General features: G+C 60.0%; 18 protein-coding genes and 2 pseudogenes. 13 read left to right on the forward strand and 7 right to left on the reverse strand.

The window, feature by feature from the left end; translation table 11 throughout:
• From ABS769_RS14020 to ABS769_RS14045, 6 genes are all read left to right on the forward strand, one after another.
• On the forward strand, nucleotides 1-287 hold a 287-nt coding region (locus ABS769_RS14020; protein ID WP_317063009.1), incomplete at its 5' end, for a transposase.
• 42 nt (nucleotides 288-329) lie between these two features.
• A complete protein-coding gene (locus tag ABS769_RS14025) occupies nucleotides 330-500 on the forward strand; it encodes a hypothetical protein (RefSeq protein WP_317063008.1) in 171 nt (56 codons plus the stop codon).
• Between the two features lie 31 nt (nucleotides 501-531).
• Nucleotides 532-1,629 carry a 12-oxophytodienoate reductase gene (locus tag ABS769_RS14030; protein ID WP_317063007.1) on the forward strand — a complete coding sequence of 366 codons (1,098 nt, stop codon included), beginning with the start codon at nucleotides 532-534 and terminating at the stop codon, nucleotides 1,627-1,629.
• 11 nt (nucleotides 1,630-1,640) lie between these two features.
• Nucleotides 1,641-2,693, forward strand: a complete 1,053-nt coding sequence (locus ABS769_RS14035) for an LLM class flavin-dependent oxidoreductase (RefSeq protein ID WP_317063006.1) — start codon at nucleotides 1,641-1,643, stop codon at nucleotides 2,691-2,693.
• Between the two features lie 36 nt (nucleotides 2,694-2,729).
• Complete coding sequence (locus ABS769_RS14040) at nucleotides 2,730-3,245, forward strand: MgtC/SapB family protein (RefSeq protein WP_317063005.1); 516 nt, start codon at nucleotides 2,730-2,732, stop codon at nucleotides 3,243-3,245.
• An 84-nt stretch (nucleotides 3,246-3,329) separates the two neighbouring features.
• Nucleotides 3,330-3,470 (forward strand): hypothetical protein, encoded by a 141-nt coding sequence (locus tag ABS769_RS14045; RefSeq protein ID WP_317063004.1) that lies wholly within the window; start codon nucleotides 3,330-3,332, stop codon nucleotides 3,468-3,470.
• Between the two features lie 205 nt (nucleotides 3,471-3,675).
• On the opposite strand, the gene ABS769_RS14050 is transcribed toward ABS769_RS14045, so the two are convergent.
• The 4 genes from ABS769_RS14050 to ABS769_RS14065 form a co-directional block, all read right to left on the reverse strand.
• A complete protein-coding gene (locus tag ABS769_RS14050; RefSeq protein WP_317063003.1) occupies nucleotides 3,676-4,554 on the reverse strand; it encodes a pirin family protein in 879 nt (292 codons plus the stop codon).
• Nucleotides 4,555-5,009: 455 nt separating this feature from the next.
• Nucleotides 5,010-5,654: an NADPH-dependent F420 reductase gene (locus tag ABS769_RS14055; RefSeq protein ID WP_317063002.1), complete on the reverse strand. Its 645-nt coding sequence runs from the start codon at nucleotides 5,652-5,654 to the stop codon at nucleotides 5,010-5,012.
• A gap of 145 nt (nucleotides 5,655-5,799) precedes the next feature.
• The gene (locus ABS769_RS14060; protein WP_317063001.1) at nucleotides 5,800-6,246 is read right to left on the reverse strand and encodes an Rrf2 family transcriptional regulator; all 447 of its coding nucleotides are present in this window, start codon (nucleotides 6,244-6,246) and stop codon (nucleotides 5,800-5,802) included.
• A gap of 146 nt (nucleotides 6,247-6,392) precedes the next feature.
• Complete coding sequence (locus tag ABS769_RS14065) at nucleotides 6,393-6,578, reverse strand: hypothetical protein (RefSeq protein WP_317063000.1); 186 nt, start codon at nucleotides 6,576-6,578, stop codon at nucleotides 6,393-6,395.
• Between the two features lie 465 nt (nucleotides 6,579-7,043).
• On the opposite strand from ABS769_RS14065, the pseudogene ABS769_RS14070 reads away from it, so the two are divergent.
• Both ABS769_RS14070 and ABS769_RS14075 read left to right on the forward strand, forming a co-directional pair.
• A pseudogene (locus ABS769_RS14070) lies at nucleotides 7,044-7,190 on the forward strand (IS3 family transposase); the annotation flags it as partial.
• Entirely contained in the window at nucleotides 7,180-7,404 is a 225-nt protein-coding gene (locus ABS769_RS14075; protein WP_317063011.1) for a hypothetical protein, read from the forward strand. The pseudogene ABS769_RS14070 and the gene ABS769_RS14075, both read left to right, overlap by 11 nt.
• Before the next feature lie 25 nt (nucleotides 7,405-7,429).
• Here ABS769_RS14075 and ABS769_RS14080 read toward each other — a convergent pair whose 3' ends face one another.
• Nucleotides 7,430-8,371, reverse strand: coding sequence for a LysR family transcriptional regulator (locus ABS769_RS14080; RefSeq protein ID WP_317062999.1), 942 nt, complete (start codon nucleotides 8,369-8,371; stop codon nucleotides 7,430-7,432).
• Nucleotides 8,372-8,923: 552 nt separating this feature from the next.
• Between ABS769_RS14080 and ABS769_RS14085 the strand changes: the two genes are divergently transcribed.
• The 5 genes and pseudogenes from ABS769_RS14085 to ABS769_RS14105 all read left to right on the forward strand — a co-directional run bounded on the left by ABS769_RS14085 (nucleotide 8,924) and on the right by ABS769_RS14105 (nucleotide 16,054).
• On the forward strand, nucleotides 8,924-10,390 hold the full coding sequence (locus ABS769_RS14085) for an aldehyde dehydrogenase family protein (protein WP_317062998.1): 1,467 nt from the start codon (nucleotides 8,924-8,926) through the stop codon (nucleotides 10,388-10,390).
• A 65-nt stretch (nucleotides 10,391-10,455) separates the two neighbouring features.
• Entirely contained in the window at nucleotides 10,456-11,202 is a 747-nt protein-coding gene (locus tag ABS769_RS14090) for an SDR family NAD(P)-dependent oxidoreductase (RefSeq protein WP_317062997.1), read from the forward strand.
• Nucleotides 11,203-11,349: 147 nt separating this feature from the next.
• Entirely contained in the window at nucleotides 11,350-12,273 is a 924-nt protein-coding gene (locus tag ABS769_RS14095; protein ID WP_317062996.1) for an amidohydrolase family protein, read from the forward strand.
• 749 nt (nucleotides 12,274-13,022) lie between these two features.
• Nucleotides 13,023-14,839 (forward strand): annotated as a pseudogene (locus ABS769_RS14100) (DUF885 domain-containing protein).
• A 411-nt stretch (nucleotides 14,840-15,250) separates the two neighbouring features.
• Nucleotides 15,251-16,054 carry an IS5 family transposase gene (locus ABS769_RS14105; RefSeq protein ID WP_317062995.1) on the forward strand — a complete coding sequence of 268 codons (804 nt, stop codon included), beginning with the start codon at nucleotides 15,251-15,253 and terminating at the stop codon, nucleotides 16,052-16,054.
• A gap of 220 nt (nucleotides 16,055-16,274) precedes the next feature.
• Here ABS769_RS14105 and ABS769_RS14110 read toward each other — a convergent pair whose 3' ends face one another.
• On the reverse strand, nucleotides 16,275-17,180 hold the full coding sequence (locus ABS769_RS14110) for a LysR family transcriptional regulator (RefSeq protein ID WP_317062994.1): 906 nt from the start codon (nucleotides 17,178-17,180) through the stop codon (nucleotides 16,275-16,277).
• A gap of 90 nt (nucleotides 17,181-17,270) precedes the next feature.
• Entirely contained in the window at nucleotides 17,271-17,807 is a 537-nt protein-coding gene (locus tag ABS769_RS14115; protein ID WP_317062993.1) for a 2,4'-dihydroxyacetophenone dioxygenase family protein, read from the reverse strand.
• Between the last annotated feature and the right edge of the window lie 171 nt (nucleotides 17,808-17,978).

Here is a 17,978-nt window from a genome sequence, read left to right on the forward strand (position 1 = left end):
CAGTGGAGCGGCCGATTCATTTGTTGATGGACCGTGCTTACGAAGGCAACGAAACCCGCCAGTTAGCGCTCGATCTTGGCTTCGTGCCGGTGGTCCCGCCGAAATCCAATCGGGTCGAGCCTTGGGAGTACAACCGGCAGATGTACAAGCGGCGCAACGAAGTGGAGAGACTGTTCCGTCGCTTGAAAGGCTACCGCCGGATTTTCTCGCGCTTCGAGAAGCTGGATGTCATGTTCCTTGGATTCCTCAGCTTCGTCCTAGTCGTTGATGGGCTTCGGATGTGTTAACAGGCCCTAGTCTCCAAGAGTGCCGCAACCTACGCCGCACGCATGGCGCCACAGCTGCTTTCGGCGGACACCGACATGCACAGCGGTGCCATGTTCGACAGCCGCGGCCGCGTCATCCAGCCGTCGGCAGGCATGACCCCGAGCCACGTCGACAAACTCATCGCCGCATCGAACGTGCTGGTCGCCCATGCGGGCGTTCAACTCGCGCATTGAGCCAAACACACCCCACTCACTCAGAAACCCAATGACAGACATCCTCTTCGAGCCCGGCCGTATCGGATCGCTCGAACTCAAGAACCGCATCGTCATGGCGCCGATGACGCGCTCCCTGTCGCCCGGCGGCGTGCCGGGCGCCGACGTGGCCGCCTACTACCGCAAGCGTGCGGAAGGCGGCGTTGGCCTCATCGTGACCGAGGGCACCTGGGTGCCGCACTGGAGCGCTTCCGACGACGCGGCCGCACCGCGCTTCTATGGCGACGACGCGCTGGCCGGCTGGGAGCATGTGGTCGACGAAGTCCACGCAGCGGGCGGCAAGATCATGCCGCAGCTCTGGCACGTCGGGCAGTTGGTCAAGGAGGTCGACGGCAGCTCGCGTGGGCACCTGGTCGGTCCCTCTGGCATGACTGGCGGCTTCGGCATCATGCCCAGGCGCCTCGACCAGCCGGCGACGCAGAAAGAGATTGACGAGGTGATCGACGCCTATGCCACGGCTGCCCTCTCCGCAGAGGAACTCGGCTTCGATGGTGTCGAGTTGCACGGCGGCCATGGCTACCTGCTTGACCAGTTCTTCTGGGCGGAATCCAACCTGCGCACCGATCGTTACGGCGGCGACACGGCCCAGCGCACCCGCTTGGCCGTCGAGATCGTCCAGGAAATCAAGCGTCGCACGGGTGCGGCCTTTCCGGTCACGCTGCGCTTTTCGCAGTTCAAGCTGCATGACTTTTTGGCAAAGCCATTCGCGACTCCTGCCGAACTGGAGGCGTTTCTTCATCCCCTCGTCGACGCGGGCGTGGATGCGTTTCACGCGTCGCAGCGACGGTTCTGGGAAGGTGAATTCGGTGCCGACCTCAACCTCGCAGGCTGGGCCAAAAAACTGTCGGGCAAGCCGTCCATCAGCGTCGGCTCGGTGACGCTCAAACGCGACCTCATGGAGAGCCGCGAAGGCCCGGGCAGCGATGCGGCCGACAATCTTCCTCAGCTCCGCGAGATGATGGCGCGTGGCGACTTCGATTTCGTCGCCATAGGACGCGCGCTGATTGCCAACCCGACCTGGCCACAGAAAGCGCGCAGCGGTCAGCCGATGGTGTCGTTTGAGGCCAGCGCGCTGGCGAAGCTCGACTAAGAGGACCCGACATGGAAATCGGCATCGACAGTTTTGCGGCAACCATTCCCAACCCGGCAACGGGCCTAATGGTGTCTCCGACCGACCGCATGGAAGCTTTGCTCGCAGAGGTGGAAACCGCGGACCGCGTCGGGCTCGACGTGTTCGGCATCGGCGAACACCACCGCAAGGAATTTCTCGATTCCGCGCCCGTCGTCATCCTGGCGGCGGCTGCGGCCCGCACCCAGCGCATCCGGCTCGCGAGCGCGGTCACGGTGCTGAGTGCGGCCGACCCGGTGCGCATCTTCCAGGAGTTCGCCACCATCGATCTCATCGCCAAGGGGCGTGCCGAGATCGTCGTCGGGCGCGGTTCCTTCGGGGAAGCCTATCCGCTGTTCGGTTTTGCGATGGAGGACTACGACGCCCTGTTCGCAGAGAAACTCGATCTTCTGCTGAAGCTGCGCGCCGACACGCACGTCACCTGGCGCGGCCGCTTCCGGCCGCCGCTGCAGGGCCAGGGCGTGTACCCGCGGCCGCACCAGGCCAAGCTACCGATCTGGCTCGGCGTCGGCGGTACGCCGCAGTCGTTCGTCCGCGCCGGCACACTCGGTCTGCCCTTGATGGTTGCGATCATCGGCGGCGGTTTCGGTCGCTTTCGTCCGCTCGTGGACCTGTATCGCGAAGCGGGCAAAAAGGCCGGCCATGCACCGGAAACGCTCAAGGTCGGCATGCATGCGATGGGCTTCGTCGGCGACACCGACCGCAGCGCGCGGGACGCGTTCTTTCCCGGATGGGCGCACATGTTCACCGAGATCGGCCGCGAGCGTGGTTGGTCGACCGCAACACGCGCCCAGTTCGACGCGATGTGCGGCCCCGAAGGCGCCTTCCTCATCGGTGAGCCGCGCACGGTGCGCGAAAAAATTCTCGCTGCCGACGAAGCGCTCGGCGGCCTCTCCCGCATCACCTTCCAGATGAGCTCCGCGATGCTCGAGACCGAGGCGATGCAGCGCTCGATCGAGTTGCTTGGCACCGAGGTTGTCCCTGCCGTGAAGACGGTGCTGCGCGAGAAGCCTCGCCATCAGTAGGCAGCTCTCAGGCGTGGGAAACGGAGATGATCAAAAATGAGTGAATTCTGGGACGGCATCTGGTCTGCTTACGGTTCATCCCCTGCGGTTTCGGCCAACGTCACGGTTTTCCTGACCCTGGCAGGGGCGCTGCTGCTTGGCCTGATCGTCGGCTACGAGCGAACGTTCAACGGACGTGCCGTTGGCTTGCGCACGTACGGCCTGGTCTGCATGGCGTCGGCCGCTCTGACCACTTATCCGTCGCTCTGGCACGGCGGCCACGCATCGGCGCCTGCATTGGCTGATCCAATGCGCGTGGTGCAGGGCGTTGTCACCGGCATAGGTTTTCTCGGCGCCGGGATCATCATCAAGGACGGTCTGAATATTCGTGGCCTGACGACCGCAGCTTCGGTCTGGTCGTCGAGCGTGATCGGCATCCTGGTCGGCGTCGGTTTCTATGGTGCCGCCATCTCCCTGTCGGCGCTCTCACTGGCCTGCATGATGTGGGGGCATCGTCTTGAGAAGTGGCTTCCGACACATGCCGGAATTGCTGTCGTGGTGCGCTTCAAGTAGGGTGCGGCACCACTGGCCGAGACGCTCGAACGCTCGGTTCACGAACAGGGATACGAGATTGCACCGGGCACGCTGTCGATCAGCATGAACGACAGTTTGGCGGAATGGCACTTCATCGCCACCGCCGCAACACGAGAAAAGCACTTGCCGATGGCTGAAATCGCTCGGGTGCTCGGTGCGGATGAAAGAATAGAGAGCTTCCAGCTGGCACATCGCCGGAACTGAAGAAACGACGAAGGCCAGCTACTACCGTGAAGCAGTAAGTCTGCGATCTTATGCCAGTGCTCTAGCTTAGAGTGTGTTATGAACTTCCGAAGAGCGCGGTAAGGCCCGGGTGCCGTCGCGCATTCCAAGTCGCGGCGTTGGAGTAGAACCACGGTCGGCTTGCGCGATACCATCATGCCAGCGACGCGGGTTTACGCTCGCCCGCTTACGGCAACCGGCCGGCGCGGCGTAATCGGTCGCCGATGCGACGAATCTCCGCCTCTCCCTGCGCCAGCGTCGCCTCGCTGGTGTGCACCGAGTAATAGCCCAGCACCAAGTCGTGCGGATGTTTCACCGCCGAACCAAGCACGAATGCTGTATCGCCCTTGGCCAGCATCTGGATCGCTTGCTCCGATTCCTCGAACACCACCAATTCGCCGGCGTCGATGTTCTGGCCCACGTCCAAACCGCCATCGATGAGCGCGAGCCAGGCCACGCTGTGACCGGCTGGCGGCGTATAGCGCCAGCGCTCGCCATCCTTCAGGCGCACAGCCAGATAGGTCATCTCCGCCCGGATCGGGATCGGGCTCCGGGCTGAGCCGTAGCGTCCAAGCAACACTGTTGCCGGTCCTTCCACCGGCAGTCTGTCAGGCGGCAGATACATACTTTGCGCTGGTGCGTTTTCCTCGGCCGGGGGCAGCGCCACCCACAGTTGGAACCCCCTGGCCGATGCGATACCCACCGGCAGTCCGGAATGCCACACCCCGTTGCCGGCGCGCATCCACTCCACACCACCGGCGGGCAGTACGCCTTTCTTGCCGGTGGTGTCCTCGTAGCCGACCTCGCCGTGCATCAGATAAGTCAACGTGGCGATCCCGGAGTGCGGATGCATGTCGAAACCACGGCCCACCGCCGTGGGCTGAATGTCGAACAGATCAAGGAAAACGAATGGCTTGAGCAGCTGGCCCAGGTCGCCTGGGCTTGCCAGGCGCGTGATCGGACCATGCCCGCGCCCGCGGGTGCGCATGGCCAATGGGCGCGGGACATCGTACGACGGCCGTGAGGCGTGTTGGTCTGCCTGCCTGGAGGCACGCTGTGCTTTCATCGCAATGTGCTCTTGGTGAAGTGATAGGGGCGATGCTCCGCTGCGACAATCCGGACATCGCCAGCTATATGGTTGGACGAACCGACCGATCAACGCCGCCACCATGGCGGTGCCGTCTGGTCGATCGCAATGACAGTTATGGAGTTGTAGTAGCGGCGAAGAGACACGTCCGCCACGCGGCCGCTTGGACATCTTGTGCAACGGGCATGCGGCAGCCGCGGTTGCAACGGCACATCACCTGCCTGCTGCATCACTGCAGCGTTGCATCGGCATGCGACGGCCCGGATGCGGCCACCAAGTGCCGGGGCAATCCAATGAGGCCAGACCCCATCGCACCAGATAAAGCCACATGGTGCGCCGCCAGACTTGGACACCATCGTTCGGGTCAGCCTGGCGCCGCCTGTAGCCGAACGGCGGCCGACGGCGCGCCGTTCGGTCATGTGGCTGACGTGCGCTTAGAGCTTGATGAAGTTGTGCGTGGCCAGTGCGCCGAACGGCAGCGAGGCGAGCGGTCCACCCACATCCAGCGTGCCCAGATCGACCGCGAAGAAGCCGGTGGCGTCGATTATCTTGTGGATCTCGGCCTTGGCGGCGGCATCATTGCCCGAGTAGAACAGCACGCGCTTGCCACCGGCAACCTCGGGCTCGGACAGCACGTTGACGTCCAGATGGTTGAACGCCTTCACCACACGTGCGCCCGGCACGAATTGGCTGAACACCTCGCTGGAATATTTCCCGCCCAGATCGACGGCCTTGATGCCATACGCGGCAAGCGGGTTGCTGGCGTCGTTGGCATCGGGCGAATCCGGATCGAGGAATTCCACCGGGTTGGTGCCATCGACGACGATGCGTCCGTTCCATGCAGGCAGGCCACCCAGCACTTTTTCGATATCGGTCCAGCGAATCGCCGCAAAGACGATGTCGGCGCTCGCAGCCTCTGCGACCGTGCCCGCCTTGATGGAAGGACCCAGCTCCTGCACAAGCGATGCCAACGACGCCGGGCCGCGGCTGTTGGAAATGGTGGCCGCAATGCCGTGCTTGGCCAGAACACGTGCAACGCTGGAGCCAAGGGCGCCGGAACCGATAATACCAATACGCATGATGTTCTCCTGATAGATGTCTAGGGGCTTGGAAAGAGGGGACCGGCAGCGCCCCGAGGGCTACGCAGTCTTGGAACGGCAGTGCTGCAACGATATTGCGGGTTGGTTTTATGTCATCGACACAATTACATTTATAAACAAATGATCACCAGACCAGCGGGATGGAGAACTTCCCCAACCTTGCCACCTCTGCGGCGATATCGGCAATGGTGGTCTTGGCCAACTCATCTTCAAGCGCCTTGCGAGCCCGCGCCAGCGGCGGAGCCAGCGCTTCGAGGATGTTGCCGCCCACTGCGCAATTCTCACACGGCGGCGTCCGGTGCGTCAGAAACAGCTCGGTGTCCTCCACCGCCTGATACACGTCAAGCAACCGTATTCTCTTGGCCGGTTTGGCCAGCAGGGCACCGCCGCCGGCACCGAGCTGCGAGCGTGTCAAGCCGGCCTCGGACAGACGCGACAGCAGCGAGCGGATCACCACCGCGCCAGTGTTCGCCGAGTAGGCCAGATCTTCGGAACGCAGCGGCTTGCCGTCGCTCATTGCCAGGGCAGTGAGCGTGTGGACCGCAACGACGAATCGGGTGCTGGTGGACATCAACCCTGCTTTCATGTGAGTGTGTGTAAACAACACTAAAGCACACTTGCCGGAGTGTCAACCGTATTTTCCGCATGCCGTTCGGCGCACTGTTTGAGCCGCTCGATCATTCAGCGGCCGGCTGGCCCCGGAGGCGCCCGATTGCGCTAGATCGCCGGCAGCGGCAGCGTGACACGACCTGGCGGTACGCCCTGAACCGCAAACGCCACCAGCCGCCCCTCGGCGATGTCCTGCACGACGGCATGCACGGGCATCTCGCCCCGGCCAAGTCCACCGACCAGCAAGGCATGCTGGGTGAACAGGCCCGCCAGACGCCAGGTGAGCGGCGCCATGACCTCGCGCCCATGCGCTGCAGACAGGTCGGTCGCAACGCTCGGTCAGCACCCGTTGGACATACCGTGCAAGCGTCTCGGCAGTGATCGTGCCGTGCCGTGCTGCGTGGCCAGCGGACGTAGCGCCGCAGCGGCCACCACGAACTCGATGTTGCCAAGACGCTCGGTCACCAGGCACGTCGGCAGTTTCTGCGAGTAAACCACCAGGGCTAAACTTGCACGCCCATCGACGACTGGCTACACCACGCCACTGGAGGCTTCGACATGAAGTCGCAACGGCGTGTACGAAAATTGCGTATGGACCTCATGTGCAACCTTGGGCATGGCATCGATCGGAAAGTAAATATCGATTACCACCGAAAGCTCGGCTTCGAAGCCGCTCGCGATGCCTTTCGCGCGCGCCTTCATGAAGGCGACACTGGTGACGACCGACAACGCGTCGGCCAGCACTATCGTGCCTGCAGCCGTGAGCCGCTGCTGCTGCCACCGCAGGCCAATCAGATGTGATCGATGGACTTCGTGTTCGACCGCACCGCCCAAGGCCGAGTGATCAAGTGCCTGGCGATGGTGGACGACGCGACACACGAAGCGGTCGCCATCAATGTGGGGCGCACACGGCTACGTCTTTCTGATCGGCGATCCGAATACGGTGCGCAAAAAGATACTACGCGCAGACGAAGTACTCGGCGGCCTCTCCCGCATCACCTTCCAGATGAGCTCCGCGATGCTCGAGACCGAGGCGATGCAGCGTTCGACCGAACTGCTCGGCACTGAAGTCGCCCGAGCCTTGAGGACCGCTATCGCCCCGGAGGGCGCGAAAAGCTGAAGACAGACATCACTATCTCCGTGAGTCACTCGGCAGGGCGCACGCTGACGGCAACAGGTATTTCGCCCTGTAGCTCTTTCGAGCACCCTTTCAGCTGCTCGATCATCCAACGGGCTGAGGGTCCGGGAGGCGTATCGCGCCGGTAGACGGCCGAAATCGGAAGCCGAAGTCCTGGCTGGATATCTTGAATCGACAGTTCGACCAGCCGTCCCTCGGCAATGTCTTTTGCGATGGCGTGGAGCGGCATCCCCCCCCACCCCAGGCTGTTGAGTAAGAGGGCATGCTTGGTAGAAAGGTCTGTCAACCTCCAGGTTAAAGGCGACATGACGCCGAATTCTCGCCCGGTGGAAAGGGCGGACCGATCTGTCAGCACCAGTTGAACGTGTCGCGCAAGCTCCTCACGCGGGATGACGCCAGTGTGCGCCGCAAGCGGATGACCGACTGCCGCGACCATGACGAATTCAACGTCAGTGACGCGCTCCGCCAGAAGGCCCGGGGGGAGCGTTGACAAGGATCCAACCAAGCCAAAGCTCGCATGACGATCCAGAACGGGCTGCACCGTACTGCCGAGGGATTCGACATAGAGCCGCAAAGGCGTGGTTGGAAATTGCCGCTGAAACGCATGAGCTACCTCGGCAAACGGTGTGACCGGCACTAAGACGTCGATCACCACAGTGAGTTCCGCCTCGAGTCCGCCCGAGATGCCTTTTGCGCGCGCCTTCATGCAATCGACCCCAGCGATGACAGATCGTGCGTCGGCAAGGAGGACGCGACCCTCTGCCGTCAGCTGCGGATATCGAGCGCTGCGGTCAAACAGCATAACCGCAAGTTGCGCTTCCAGGTTTGCAATGGCTTCGCTGACTGCGGACTGGGTTCGCTTCAAGTATCGGGCTGCAGCGGAGAAGCTTCCTTCATCGGCCGCAGCAACAAAGGTACGCAATTGATCAAGAGAGATACCGTCAAGCACGCCCTTATCCTTCTATCGAATTCGCCGATGGTTCCCATCGAAATATACCGGCTTTCGCTGTTTGCGCAAGCATGCCATTGTCTCGCCGCGCCTGACTAAGAGCAGCTGGAGATGAGTGCGGTGTCGATGCATTTGCGATCAAGCCATTGGCTATTACAACGCCTAAAAAAAGGTGTGGGCGGATTCGTGATTGTCCAAAATTCATCGACGATAGTGCGCAGCATCGGGTCGTGAGCAAACATGCCGCGCAGCCAAGCAGCAAAAGAAACTACTGTCACACCAATACTTATCTAAAAATCGAATTTGCCAATATGTAAAGAGTGATGGAAACCAGCCGAACGATGGAGCAGGGCAAGGACCACGGAATGGGCCGACTACATCTCGGCAAGACGCTGGTGGATTGAGAGGATGTCGCTGACTGTGGGTTCCTCACGCTTGACGAAAGCTATTTGGTGACAGGCGCCGACGTCAAGATCAATGACTGTTTAGTGAACGCAAGCCCCTGAATTAGCGGGAAGGATCGTCTAACCATTTCAACTATGAGGCTAGATAATGACTAATACCGAAAGCCACGATTACTATTCTGGTGGCGAATGGAAAAAAGCGTCCGGCAATGCGACGTTCGATGTGCTGGAGCCCTATAGCGGTAAGTTGATGTCGCGCGTGGCATCGTGCGGCGCTGAAGAGGCCAGTGCCGCCTTTGAAGCGGCAAATTCGGCATTCCCGGCATGGGCAGCGATGGCGCCCGGCGAAAGGGCCGCCCTGTTTCTGAAAGCTGCTGCTATCTACCGCGCCCGATCGGAGGAAATCGCCGATATCCTGTCACGTGAAACGGGAAGCACGATCTCGTTTGCCCGCTTCCAGCAAAGTCTTGTGGTTCAAAACCTTGAGGCAGCGGCGGGCTGGATCTACAACCCACGGGGCGAAACGTTCGCGAGCGACGTTGCTGGCCGGTTTTCCTTTAGCATCCGTCGCCCACTTGGCGTCGTTGCGTGCTTCACGCCCTGGAATGGCGCCAATATCCTGTCCTGGCGCGCCGCGCTCGGGCCGCTTGCGGCCGGCAACACGGTCGTCATCAAGCCATCCGAGTTCGCGCCGGTCTCGGCGGGACTGATGGTCGCGCGGATCACGGAAGAAGCCGGCTTCCCGCCAGGTGTCATCAATGTCGTTCCCCACGCGCCCGGCGGCGCCGGCGCCATTGCCGATGAGGTCTTCGCCTCGTCGCACGTGCGCTGCATCAACTTGATCGGTGGCGTCGGCACGGCGCGTATTCTTGCCGAGCGCGCCGGGCGGACACTCAAGCGTTCGGTTCTTGAGTTGGGCGGCTACAACCCACTGATCGTTCTCGACGACGTCGATATCGATTATGCGGTGCGCACTGCGGTCTTCGGATCGTTCTTCCACCAAGGGCAGATCTGCATGAACACGCGCAAGGTCATCATCGCGCGCAAGTTGCACGACGAATTCCTTGAAAAATTCGTCAAGCGGGCACGCCAGCTTCCGATGGGCGATCCGTCCAATCCGGAGACACTGATCGGCCCGCTGATCAACACCGCCGCAATCGAGAAAGTCCACAAGGGTGTTCAGCAGGCGGTGTCGCTGGGTGCCCGGATCGAGACGGGCGGAACGTTCGATGGGCAGGTCTATCACCCGACCATCCTGACCAACGTTCCCTACGAAGCGACGATTTCCAACGAGGAAACATTTGGACCGGTGGTGATCGTCGAGCCGGTGGATACGGTCGAAGACGCAGTCCGGGTGGCCAACCGTACCTCCTACGGTCTTGTCGCATCGATCCTGAGCGGCGACAGCTACCGGGCCCTCGAACTGGCGCCACGCATCCAGGCCGGGGTTGTCAACATCAACACCGCTACGGTCAACGACGAGGCGCATGTGCCGCTGGGCGGCGTGCGTGACAGCGGCTGGGGTCGGACCGGGCCGGACTGCATGAACGATTTCACGGACACGATCTGGATCAACGCCCGTCACAGCGAGAACCAGGCTCAGTATCCGTTCTGACAACGGGGGCGCGACGATTGGCCTGGCGTCCGCGTCGCGCCCTCAACTTAGTGGAGACACAGAGGATGAAAGATTCGAAATTAAGTCACGATGGGCGTGTCGCCGTAGTGACAGGCGCGGCCCGCGGTATCGGGCAGGCTATCGCCTTGAAATTAGCGGGTCATGGCGCGCGTCTGGTTTTGCTGGATATCGAGGAGGCGCACGACACCGCTCGCATGATCGATGGAGACAGTCTGATCCTCACTGGCGATGTAACCAACGCTGCAGACTGGGGCCGCGTCGACAAGATGGTCCGGGATCGATTTGGTCGCACCGATATTGTCGTAAACAATGCCGGAATCGGCAGCGAAAAGCTGATCGACGAACTGGAATTCGAGCAATGGAAAAAGACGTTTTCCATCAACCTCGATGCGCACTTTCTGAGCGCAAAACAATTCGTGCCTCAGATGCGGGCAAACAAATGGGGAAGATTCATCAATATATCGTCCAATTCCATCGGAATCGCGATACCGGGAATGAGTCACTACATGGCCTCCAAAATGGGAGTTATCGGTTTCGTTCGTGGACTGGCGAACGATGTCGCCGACTCGGGCATCACCGTCAATGCGGTGCTTCCCGCCATCACAAATACGCGTCTTACTCAGAACATGCCTGACGATGTCAAGCAACAGACTTGGCAGCAGCAGGCGATCAAGCGATTTGCCGAGCCGGCCGATATTGCTGGTGCGGTCTGTTTTCTCTCCAGCGAGGATGCCTCGTTCATCACCGGGCAGGCGCTTCCTGTAGATGGTGGGCAATACAAAATTTCGTAAGTAATCCGCGCGGGGCGCAATACCGACTTTATGTGCAGCCTGCGCACAGGACGACACGCGAAAAACACCCAACCTTAAAGCCTGGGCTGCGCTGCTGTCGCGATGATGCGGCAATGCGTGGCGTTACGAGGACAAGATACGATGACAATGGGAAAGATCGATACTCACCAGCACTTCTTTCCAAAGGTTTATGTCGATGCGGTTGGCATGGATGTGCTTGCTGCGCAGATGCCTAACAAGCGCGCGCCTGAATGGTCTCCCGGCAAGGCGATCGCGATGATGGACGAGATGGGCATCGCCGAGGGCATCCTCTCGGTATCCTCGGTGCCGACGATTGACGACCCAATCAGGGTCCTGCGTGGCTGCAACGATGCGGCCGCTGATATTCGCCAGAAATATCCTGGCCGCTTCGGCGCTTTCGCCAGTCTGCCGCTACCGGATATGGACGCGAGCCTTGCGGAAGTTTCCCACGCACTTGATACGCTCCAGGCGGACGGTTTCATCATCTTCACCAATTATGCGGGCTGTTATCTCGGGGATGATCGCTTCACCCCGTTGTGGGAAGAACTCGATCGACGCGGCGCAGTGGTACTCATCCATCCGAACGAGCCGTCCTACGCCCTGCCGGCAGTTGCGCCCGCGTCGGTGTTGGAATTTCCCTTCGATACGACGAGAACCGCTACTAGCATGATCATCGCTGGCATTCTGTCGCGCTTTCCGGGGGTCCGGTTCATCCTTTCACATGCCGGCGGTGCGCTGCCATTCCTCTTCCCACGCATTTCGCTTTGTCTGCAGATGATGCCGGGTGTGGTTGAGCGGATCGGCGACCCGGCGGCTGCATTCCGTGCCTTTTACTACGATACGGCGTTGGCGGCTGGGCCTGCCACACTTGCCGCGCTGGCGCAGGTTGCGGATCCATCGCGGATCTTGTTCGGGACCGATTTTCCGATGGCACCCGATTTCGGCATCAAGACTTTCAGTGCAGCGCTGGAGGCGATGGATGTCGATGTTCTGTCGCGCCTGGCAATCTACCGCGAGAACGCGGCACAGCTGTTAGGGCGTCCGAGCTAACCGTGTCGGCGGATACACCGTTTCCAACCGCTGCCAGCTCTGGCCAAGCTCGACTGACTGCTGGCAGCGGGCAGCGGGCAGCCGACGATCCGAACCATTTAGCGAAGTTTTGCTTTGGCCGATAGATACCATCTCGGAGTAGCGGATTTGATTGATTTTTTTACACTTACTGCCATCAATTAATGTTTTCGGAAATCAAAGATTTCATTGTCTACATTCCAAGGTTTGAGTATGTAAGTCAAGAGTCTGATCGCGGGCCTAGCCGACGCTTCTCAGACGGAATCGCTGCTGCGCCTGGAAGCGATGCTCACGTTGGTGCAACTGATCGACATATTGCAGGGGAACTTGGATCTTGGCAGCGAGTGCGTGTAAGTGACGCGTTCTGCAGTCAATGGCGCCAGACGCGAAACTGCGCCGAGGTGACCGACCAAACGACGGCGAGTGCATATAAGCTCCCGCAACCGCACAAAGCACACTGTGCTATGACCATCTGCAGATGTGACCGAGCCTGTGCATGAGGCAGACGTGGGCTACGGAGATGTGAGAAATGCGCAGGTTTTGCTAGGCAAGAATCATGTGTATGAGCCTATGCCGTGTTTACCCGCGCACGGATCGTGCAGGACGCGTCGCAGATGTCTGTCTTTTGGTCTCCGCTCCAGTGCAGTGGCCAGGGTCCGACCCCATGAGAGGAGTGAAGGTGCCGCAATGAACGACTCGATCCAACCCTTGCCCTCGATTGGAATGACGCCATGAACCTGATGCGCCCTGTTGCCGTTGGTCTGCTTGCAGCCGCATTGTTCACCGCCTGCAAACCGGCGCCGCCTGCCGCGGAGAAGGCGGCCACCGCAACACCTGCACCCACTGCCGAACAGGCCGCCGAGGCCTTCGATGCGCTGCTCGACACGCAGTGGCGGCACCAGCTGAAACGAACCTTAGAGCTCGCCAGCAGCATCGGCGACAGACGCTATGACGATCGCTGGAGCGACTATTCGCTGCAGGCCGTGCAGAAAGAACGCAGTGACGCGGTGGATCTGCTCAAGCAGTTCGAAGCGGTGGATGCCGGAGCGCTGGACGAACAACGTGAACTCAGCCTGCAGATGATGCTCGGCCAGTGGCGCGACACGCTGCAAGGCATCGACCTGAAGACCTATGAGATGCCGTTGGATCCGGTCGTCGGCATCCACCTGACACTTGCCGGGTATGGCGATAGTTTCCCCTTCGAGACCGTCAAGGATTATCAGGATTACATCAAGCGATTGCAGACGCTTCCCGCGCTGGTCGATCAGATCATCGATGTCTCGCGGCAGGGCGCAAAGGATGGTCTGATGCAGCCGCGCTATCTGCTCGAGCGTGTGCCCGAACAGATCGACAAGATTGTGGCCCAGGCTGGAGAGAAGAGCCCGTTCGCCTCCCGTTGAAGAATCTCGATGGCGTGGTGCCGGCCGACCAGCGCGAGGCGCTAAGGACGCAACTGCTGGCGGCCATCGACCAGCAGGTCCGCCCGGCGTACGCCAAGCTTTCGGTGTTCGTCTGTAATGAATACGCCCCGCAAGGGCGCCTGCAGGAAGGGTTGTGGTCGCTTCCCGACGGCGAGCGACGCTACCGTTACGCCGTCCACACCCAGTCCACCACCGATATGTCGCCGGAGGAGATTCATCAGATCGGGTTGAAGGAAGTCGCACGCATCGAAAGCGAGATGACCGTCATCGCCAAAGCGCAGGGCTACGCGGATCTGGCCAGCTTCCGCAAGACGGTAGCGACCGACAAGCGCCACTTCGCCACGTCCGCCGAGCAGATACTGGAGCGGTACCGGCACGACGTCGCGGGAATGCAGCGCGAGCTCCCCAAGGTGTTCGAGCAGCTGCCGAAGAAGTCCCTGGACGTCGAGGCGATGCCGGGATTCCGCGGAAGATGCACGCCCGCCGTCTACCTGCAAAGCAGCCCGGGAAGCAGCAAACCGGGGGTCGTGAGTGTCAACACCAGCGACGTCGCTCAACGTACCCTGATCAACATCGAGGTCATCGCGTATCACGAGGGCGTGCCGGGCCATCACCTGCAGATTTCGCTCGCGCAGACGCTGCCCTTGCCGCCATTCCGCCAGCAGAGCGACTACAACGCCTACGGCGAAGGTTGGGCAATGTATGTCGAGCGTCTCGGCAAGAACGTCGGGTTGTCCAAGGACCCCTACAGCGACTACGGCAGGCTGTCTGCTGATCTCTTGCGTGCCAATCGGCTGGTTCTGGACACAGGCGTGCATTACAAGCGCTGGAACCGTCAGCAGATGATGGATTTCTTCCACGCGCATCCGTCCGACGACGAGGCCAGCATGCAGGCCGAAACCGATCGCTACATCGCCTGGCCAGGCCAGGTGCTGGATTACAAGCTGGGCCAACTGCAATTCATGACGCTGCGTGAGGAAGCCGAAAAGGAGCTCGGCGAACGCTTTGACATCCGCGCGTTTCACACTGCGGTGCTCACCGACGGCGCAATGCCTCTGGCAATCTTGCAACAGCGTGTGCGCCAGTGGATTGCGAAGACCAAGGCCGAGCAGGTGGCGCGCCGATAAGCGACAGCCTAGCCGTGGTGCTGGAAACCTCTTAGCAACGCACCGCAGATACGCGACGCTACATGCTCACCTTGAGGAGCGTGAGTGCTAGCACTCTTTGCAGGAAAGAATGCTTAGCGGCGGGACCGCAACTGGGCGCGACCACTGCCGGAGCCCTGTCGCAGTTGATCGATTTCCGCTACAGCACCTGAGCACCCAAGTGATACATCATCGCGATCCCCGGCGGGGACCACCTGGCCAATGCAATCTGGCTGAGTCGGGGGGCGCAGCTGCACCCGGCCGTGGTCTTTCCGGATAAGCCGCTGCGGCTATTCGTCGAGGCGCTGGGCGGCGCGATGCAGAAGGTGGTCGATGGCCGGGCCAGCTTAGAGCGTGTTATGAACTTTGCTCTTGTCACTCTAACGTATACGGATGAAGCCACGTAAGCCTTATCCGACCGATATTTCCGACGAAGAATGGGCCTTTGCTGCGCCCTATCTGACACTGATGGATGCGCAGGCGCTGCAGCGCAAGTACGCGTTACGCGCGATATTCAATGCACTGCGCCGGATCGCAAGCGCCGGCGCAACGTGGCGGTTGCTTTCCAACGATTTCCCGCGTTGGGAGGCGGTGTATCAGCAAACGCAACGCTGGCTGCGGACTGGCTGCTTGAAGCCATGGTCAGCGATCTGCGCACTCTTGCGTGTGGCACCAGATAAGAAAGGCCAACCGAGCGCGGTCATTTTCGATGGCCGTACGTTGCAGTCCACCTGTGAAAGTGGGCAGTGTGCTGGATACGATGGCTATAAACGCAAGAAGGGAAGCAAGGTACATATGGCGGTCGATACGCTGGGACATCTACTCGCCGTCCAGGTCACGCCAGCCAATGAGCAGGAACGTGCGCAGGTGCGTTCGTTGGCACAGGAGGTACAACACGTGACCGGTGAAACGGTCAAGATCGCTTTTGTCGATCAGGGCTACACCGGTCAAGAACCGGCGCAGGCGGCCAAGGAAGAAGGTGTCGAGTTGCACGTCATCAAGCTGCAGGAAGCGAAGAAAGGCTTTGTCTTGCTGCCGCGCCGCTGGGTCGTCGGGCGCAGCTTCGGATGGGTCAATCGTTTCAGACGGCTAGCACTTGACTATGAGCGATTACCGGAGGCCTTAGATGGTTTGCACTTTTTTGTTTTTACGATTCTGATGCTTGGAAATGCAGCCACGCTATTTCAAATTTCATAACGCGCTCTTACTCGAATAGCGACTTGTCGAGAGCGGCCAATGCGTAAATCGTCCTGATTGAGGAAATAGACGCCAATCATCATTGGCGTCTATTTAATAGCGGCCGCGCGTAGTGGTGCGAGCCAGTACTTCAAGTCCATCCATTCGGAAAGCCCTCCATCCAAACAGGTTTAGATATTGGGAACACTATCTGGCTCAACGCTGGAAGACATTGTGTTTTTTAAGTAATTTGCCAAGGATTTTTTTGCCATTTTTCCTGAAAGAAATCGACAAATACCCTAATTCGAGGGCTGAGGTGTTTCCTGTCCGCGTAGAGCAGATAGATTGGCTCCACGACGTTCGGGCTGAACGCTTCGAGCAGACGGACTAACGTGCCGGCCTTGATGTCCAACCCAACGTGGAAATCGGCGAGCTTTACAATGCCCGCATCTGACAACGCCATGTCGCGTAACAGGTCGCCTTGAGTGAAAGAGGCTCGGGCTGCGATCGGCACCGAAACACCTTCACCATCTTGCAGGAACGACCATTTGTTCCATGGGCTGATGAAGCTGAAGTTGAAGCAGCGGTGGGTAGCTAGATCTGCCGGTACCGAGGGGCTTCCATGTGCTGCCAGATAGCGTGGGGAAGCACAGATCAGCCACTGTGTCTGGCCAATGCGCTTGGCGATGCGCGATGAGCTCTGCAATACACCGCTGTGGATTGCGATATCCAGCCCCTGCTCAAAGTGGTCGACAAACTGCGCGCCCACCTGGATGTCAACGTCCAGAGCTGGATACAAATCCAGGAACTCCGGTAACCAAGGCAAGATCTGGTGTTTGGCAAACGATGTCATGGTGTGGAGTCGCAGTGTGCCGCTGACTCTGGATGGAAGTGCTTCGGCCAGGGAGTCTGCTTCCTGCATGGCATCCACCACCGCCTTGGCGCTGTGTAGATAGGCCGCACCCTCCTCGGTCAATGTGAGGACCCTGGAACCGCGCTGGAAAAGCCGCACCTGCAGCCGATTCTCCAGCCTTGTGATCAGTTTGCTCACCGCCGAAGGTGTCATCTTGTGGATGCGAGCAGCTGCGGAAAAACTACCGCATTCTACGGACCATATGAATGCCAATAGCTGGGAGTAATTATCCATGCACTATCCAGGGCTGTTGTCCGAAATTTCCTCGCCTGAGTGCACGAGTTGAAGAACGCGTCGTAGCGCGCTTCTGTTCTGCGGCAACACCTAGCGAATGAACTGCTCGATATAGTCGTCCGGCAAGCCGAGCGACTTGTAATGGGTACGGGCGGTTTCGAGTTTGGTAAAAACATCTTCATACCCTACAGCAACGCCTTGGGGATCTACGTAAGTGTAACCGCCCTGCACATGGAACCAAGTGATCATTTCCTCGACGTCTTCGGGGACGAAAAGCGTATGGGTCTCGCCTGGGGGTTCATAGGCAAACGATCCCTGCTCGGCAACCCAGTCATGTTCGAGATAGAACCAGCGCCCCTTCAGCACGATGGCATGCACACCACCAGTGTGTCGATGCCGCGATAGCACGCCAGCTTGGCGGACGCGCAGAAGATTGATGTAATAACCGCCGCTCGTGTTGAGCAGCAAAGGCTTGAAGGACACCGACTTGGTCACCGGCACCCAGAGTTCATCATCTTCAAGCCACTGGGTCATGACACCTGGATGAACCATGTCAGCTGTCATAAAGGGCACCTGTGGAAGCTGGTACGGAATTGCAAGTTCATCGGGCTTTGCAGGAGTATTCATATTCGTTCCTCTTGTTGGCTGGCGGAGTCGCTGCAACGGAGTTGCAGGAACGCCGTAGTCGGCTGATTCAAGGGTAGGGCAGGCCGCTTGCCCTGAAAATGGTGATTACCAGCACATCTGTTGTGACACGCCGGCACAGGCCAGTTGCACGGATGAACACGTAGGCGATAT

Source organism: Xanthomonas hortorum, from assembly GCF_040279205.1.
GTDB lineage: Bacteria > Pseudomonadota > Gammaproteobacteria > Xanthomonadales > Xanthomonadaceae > Xanthomonas > Xanthomonas hortorum_F.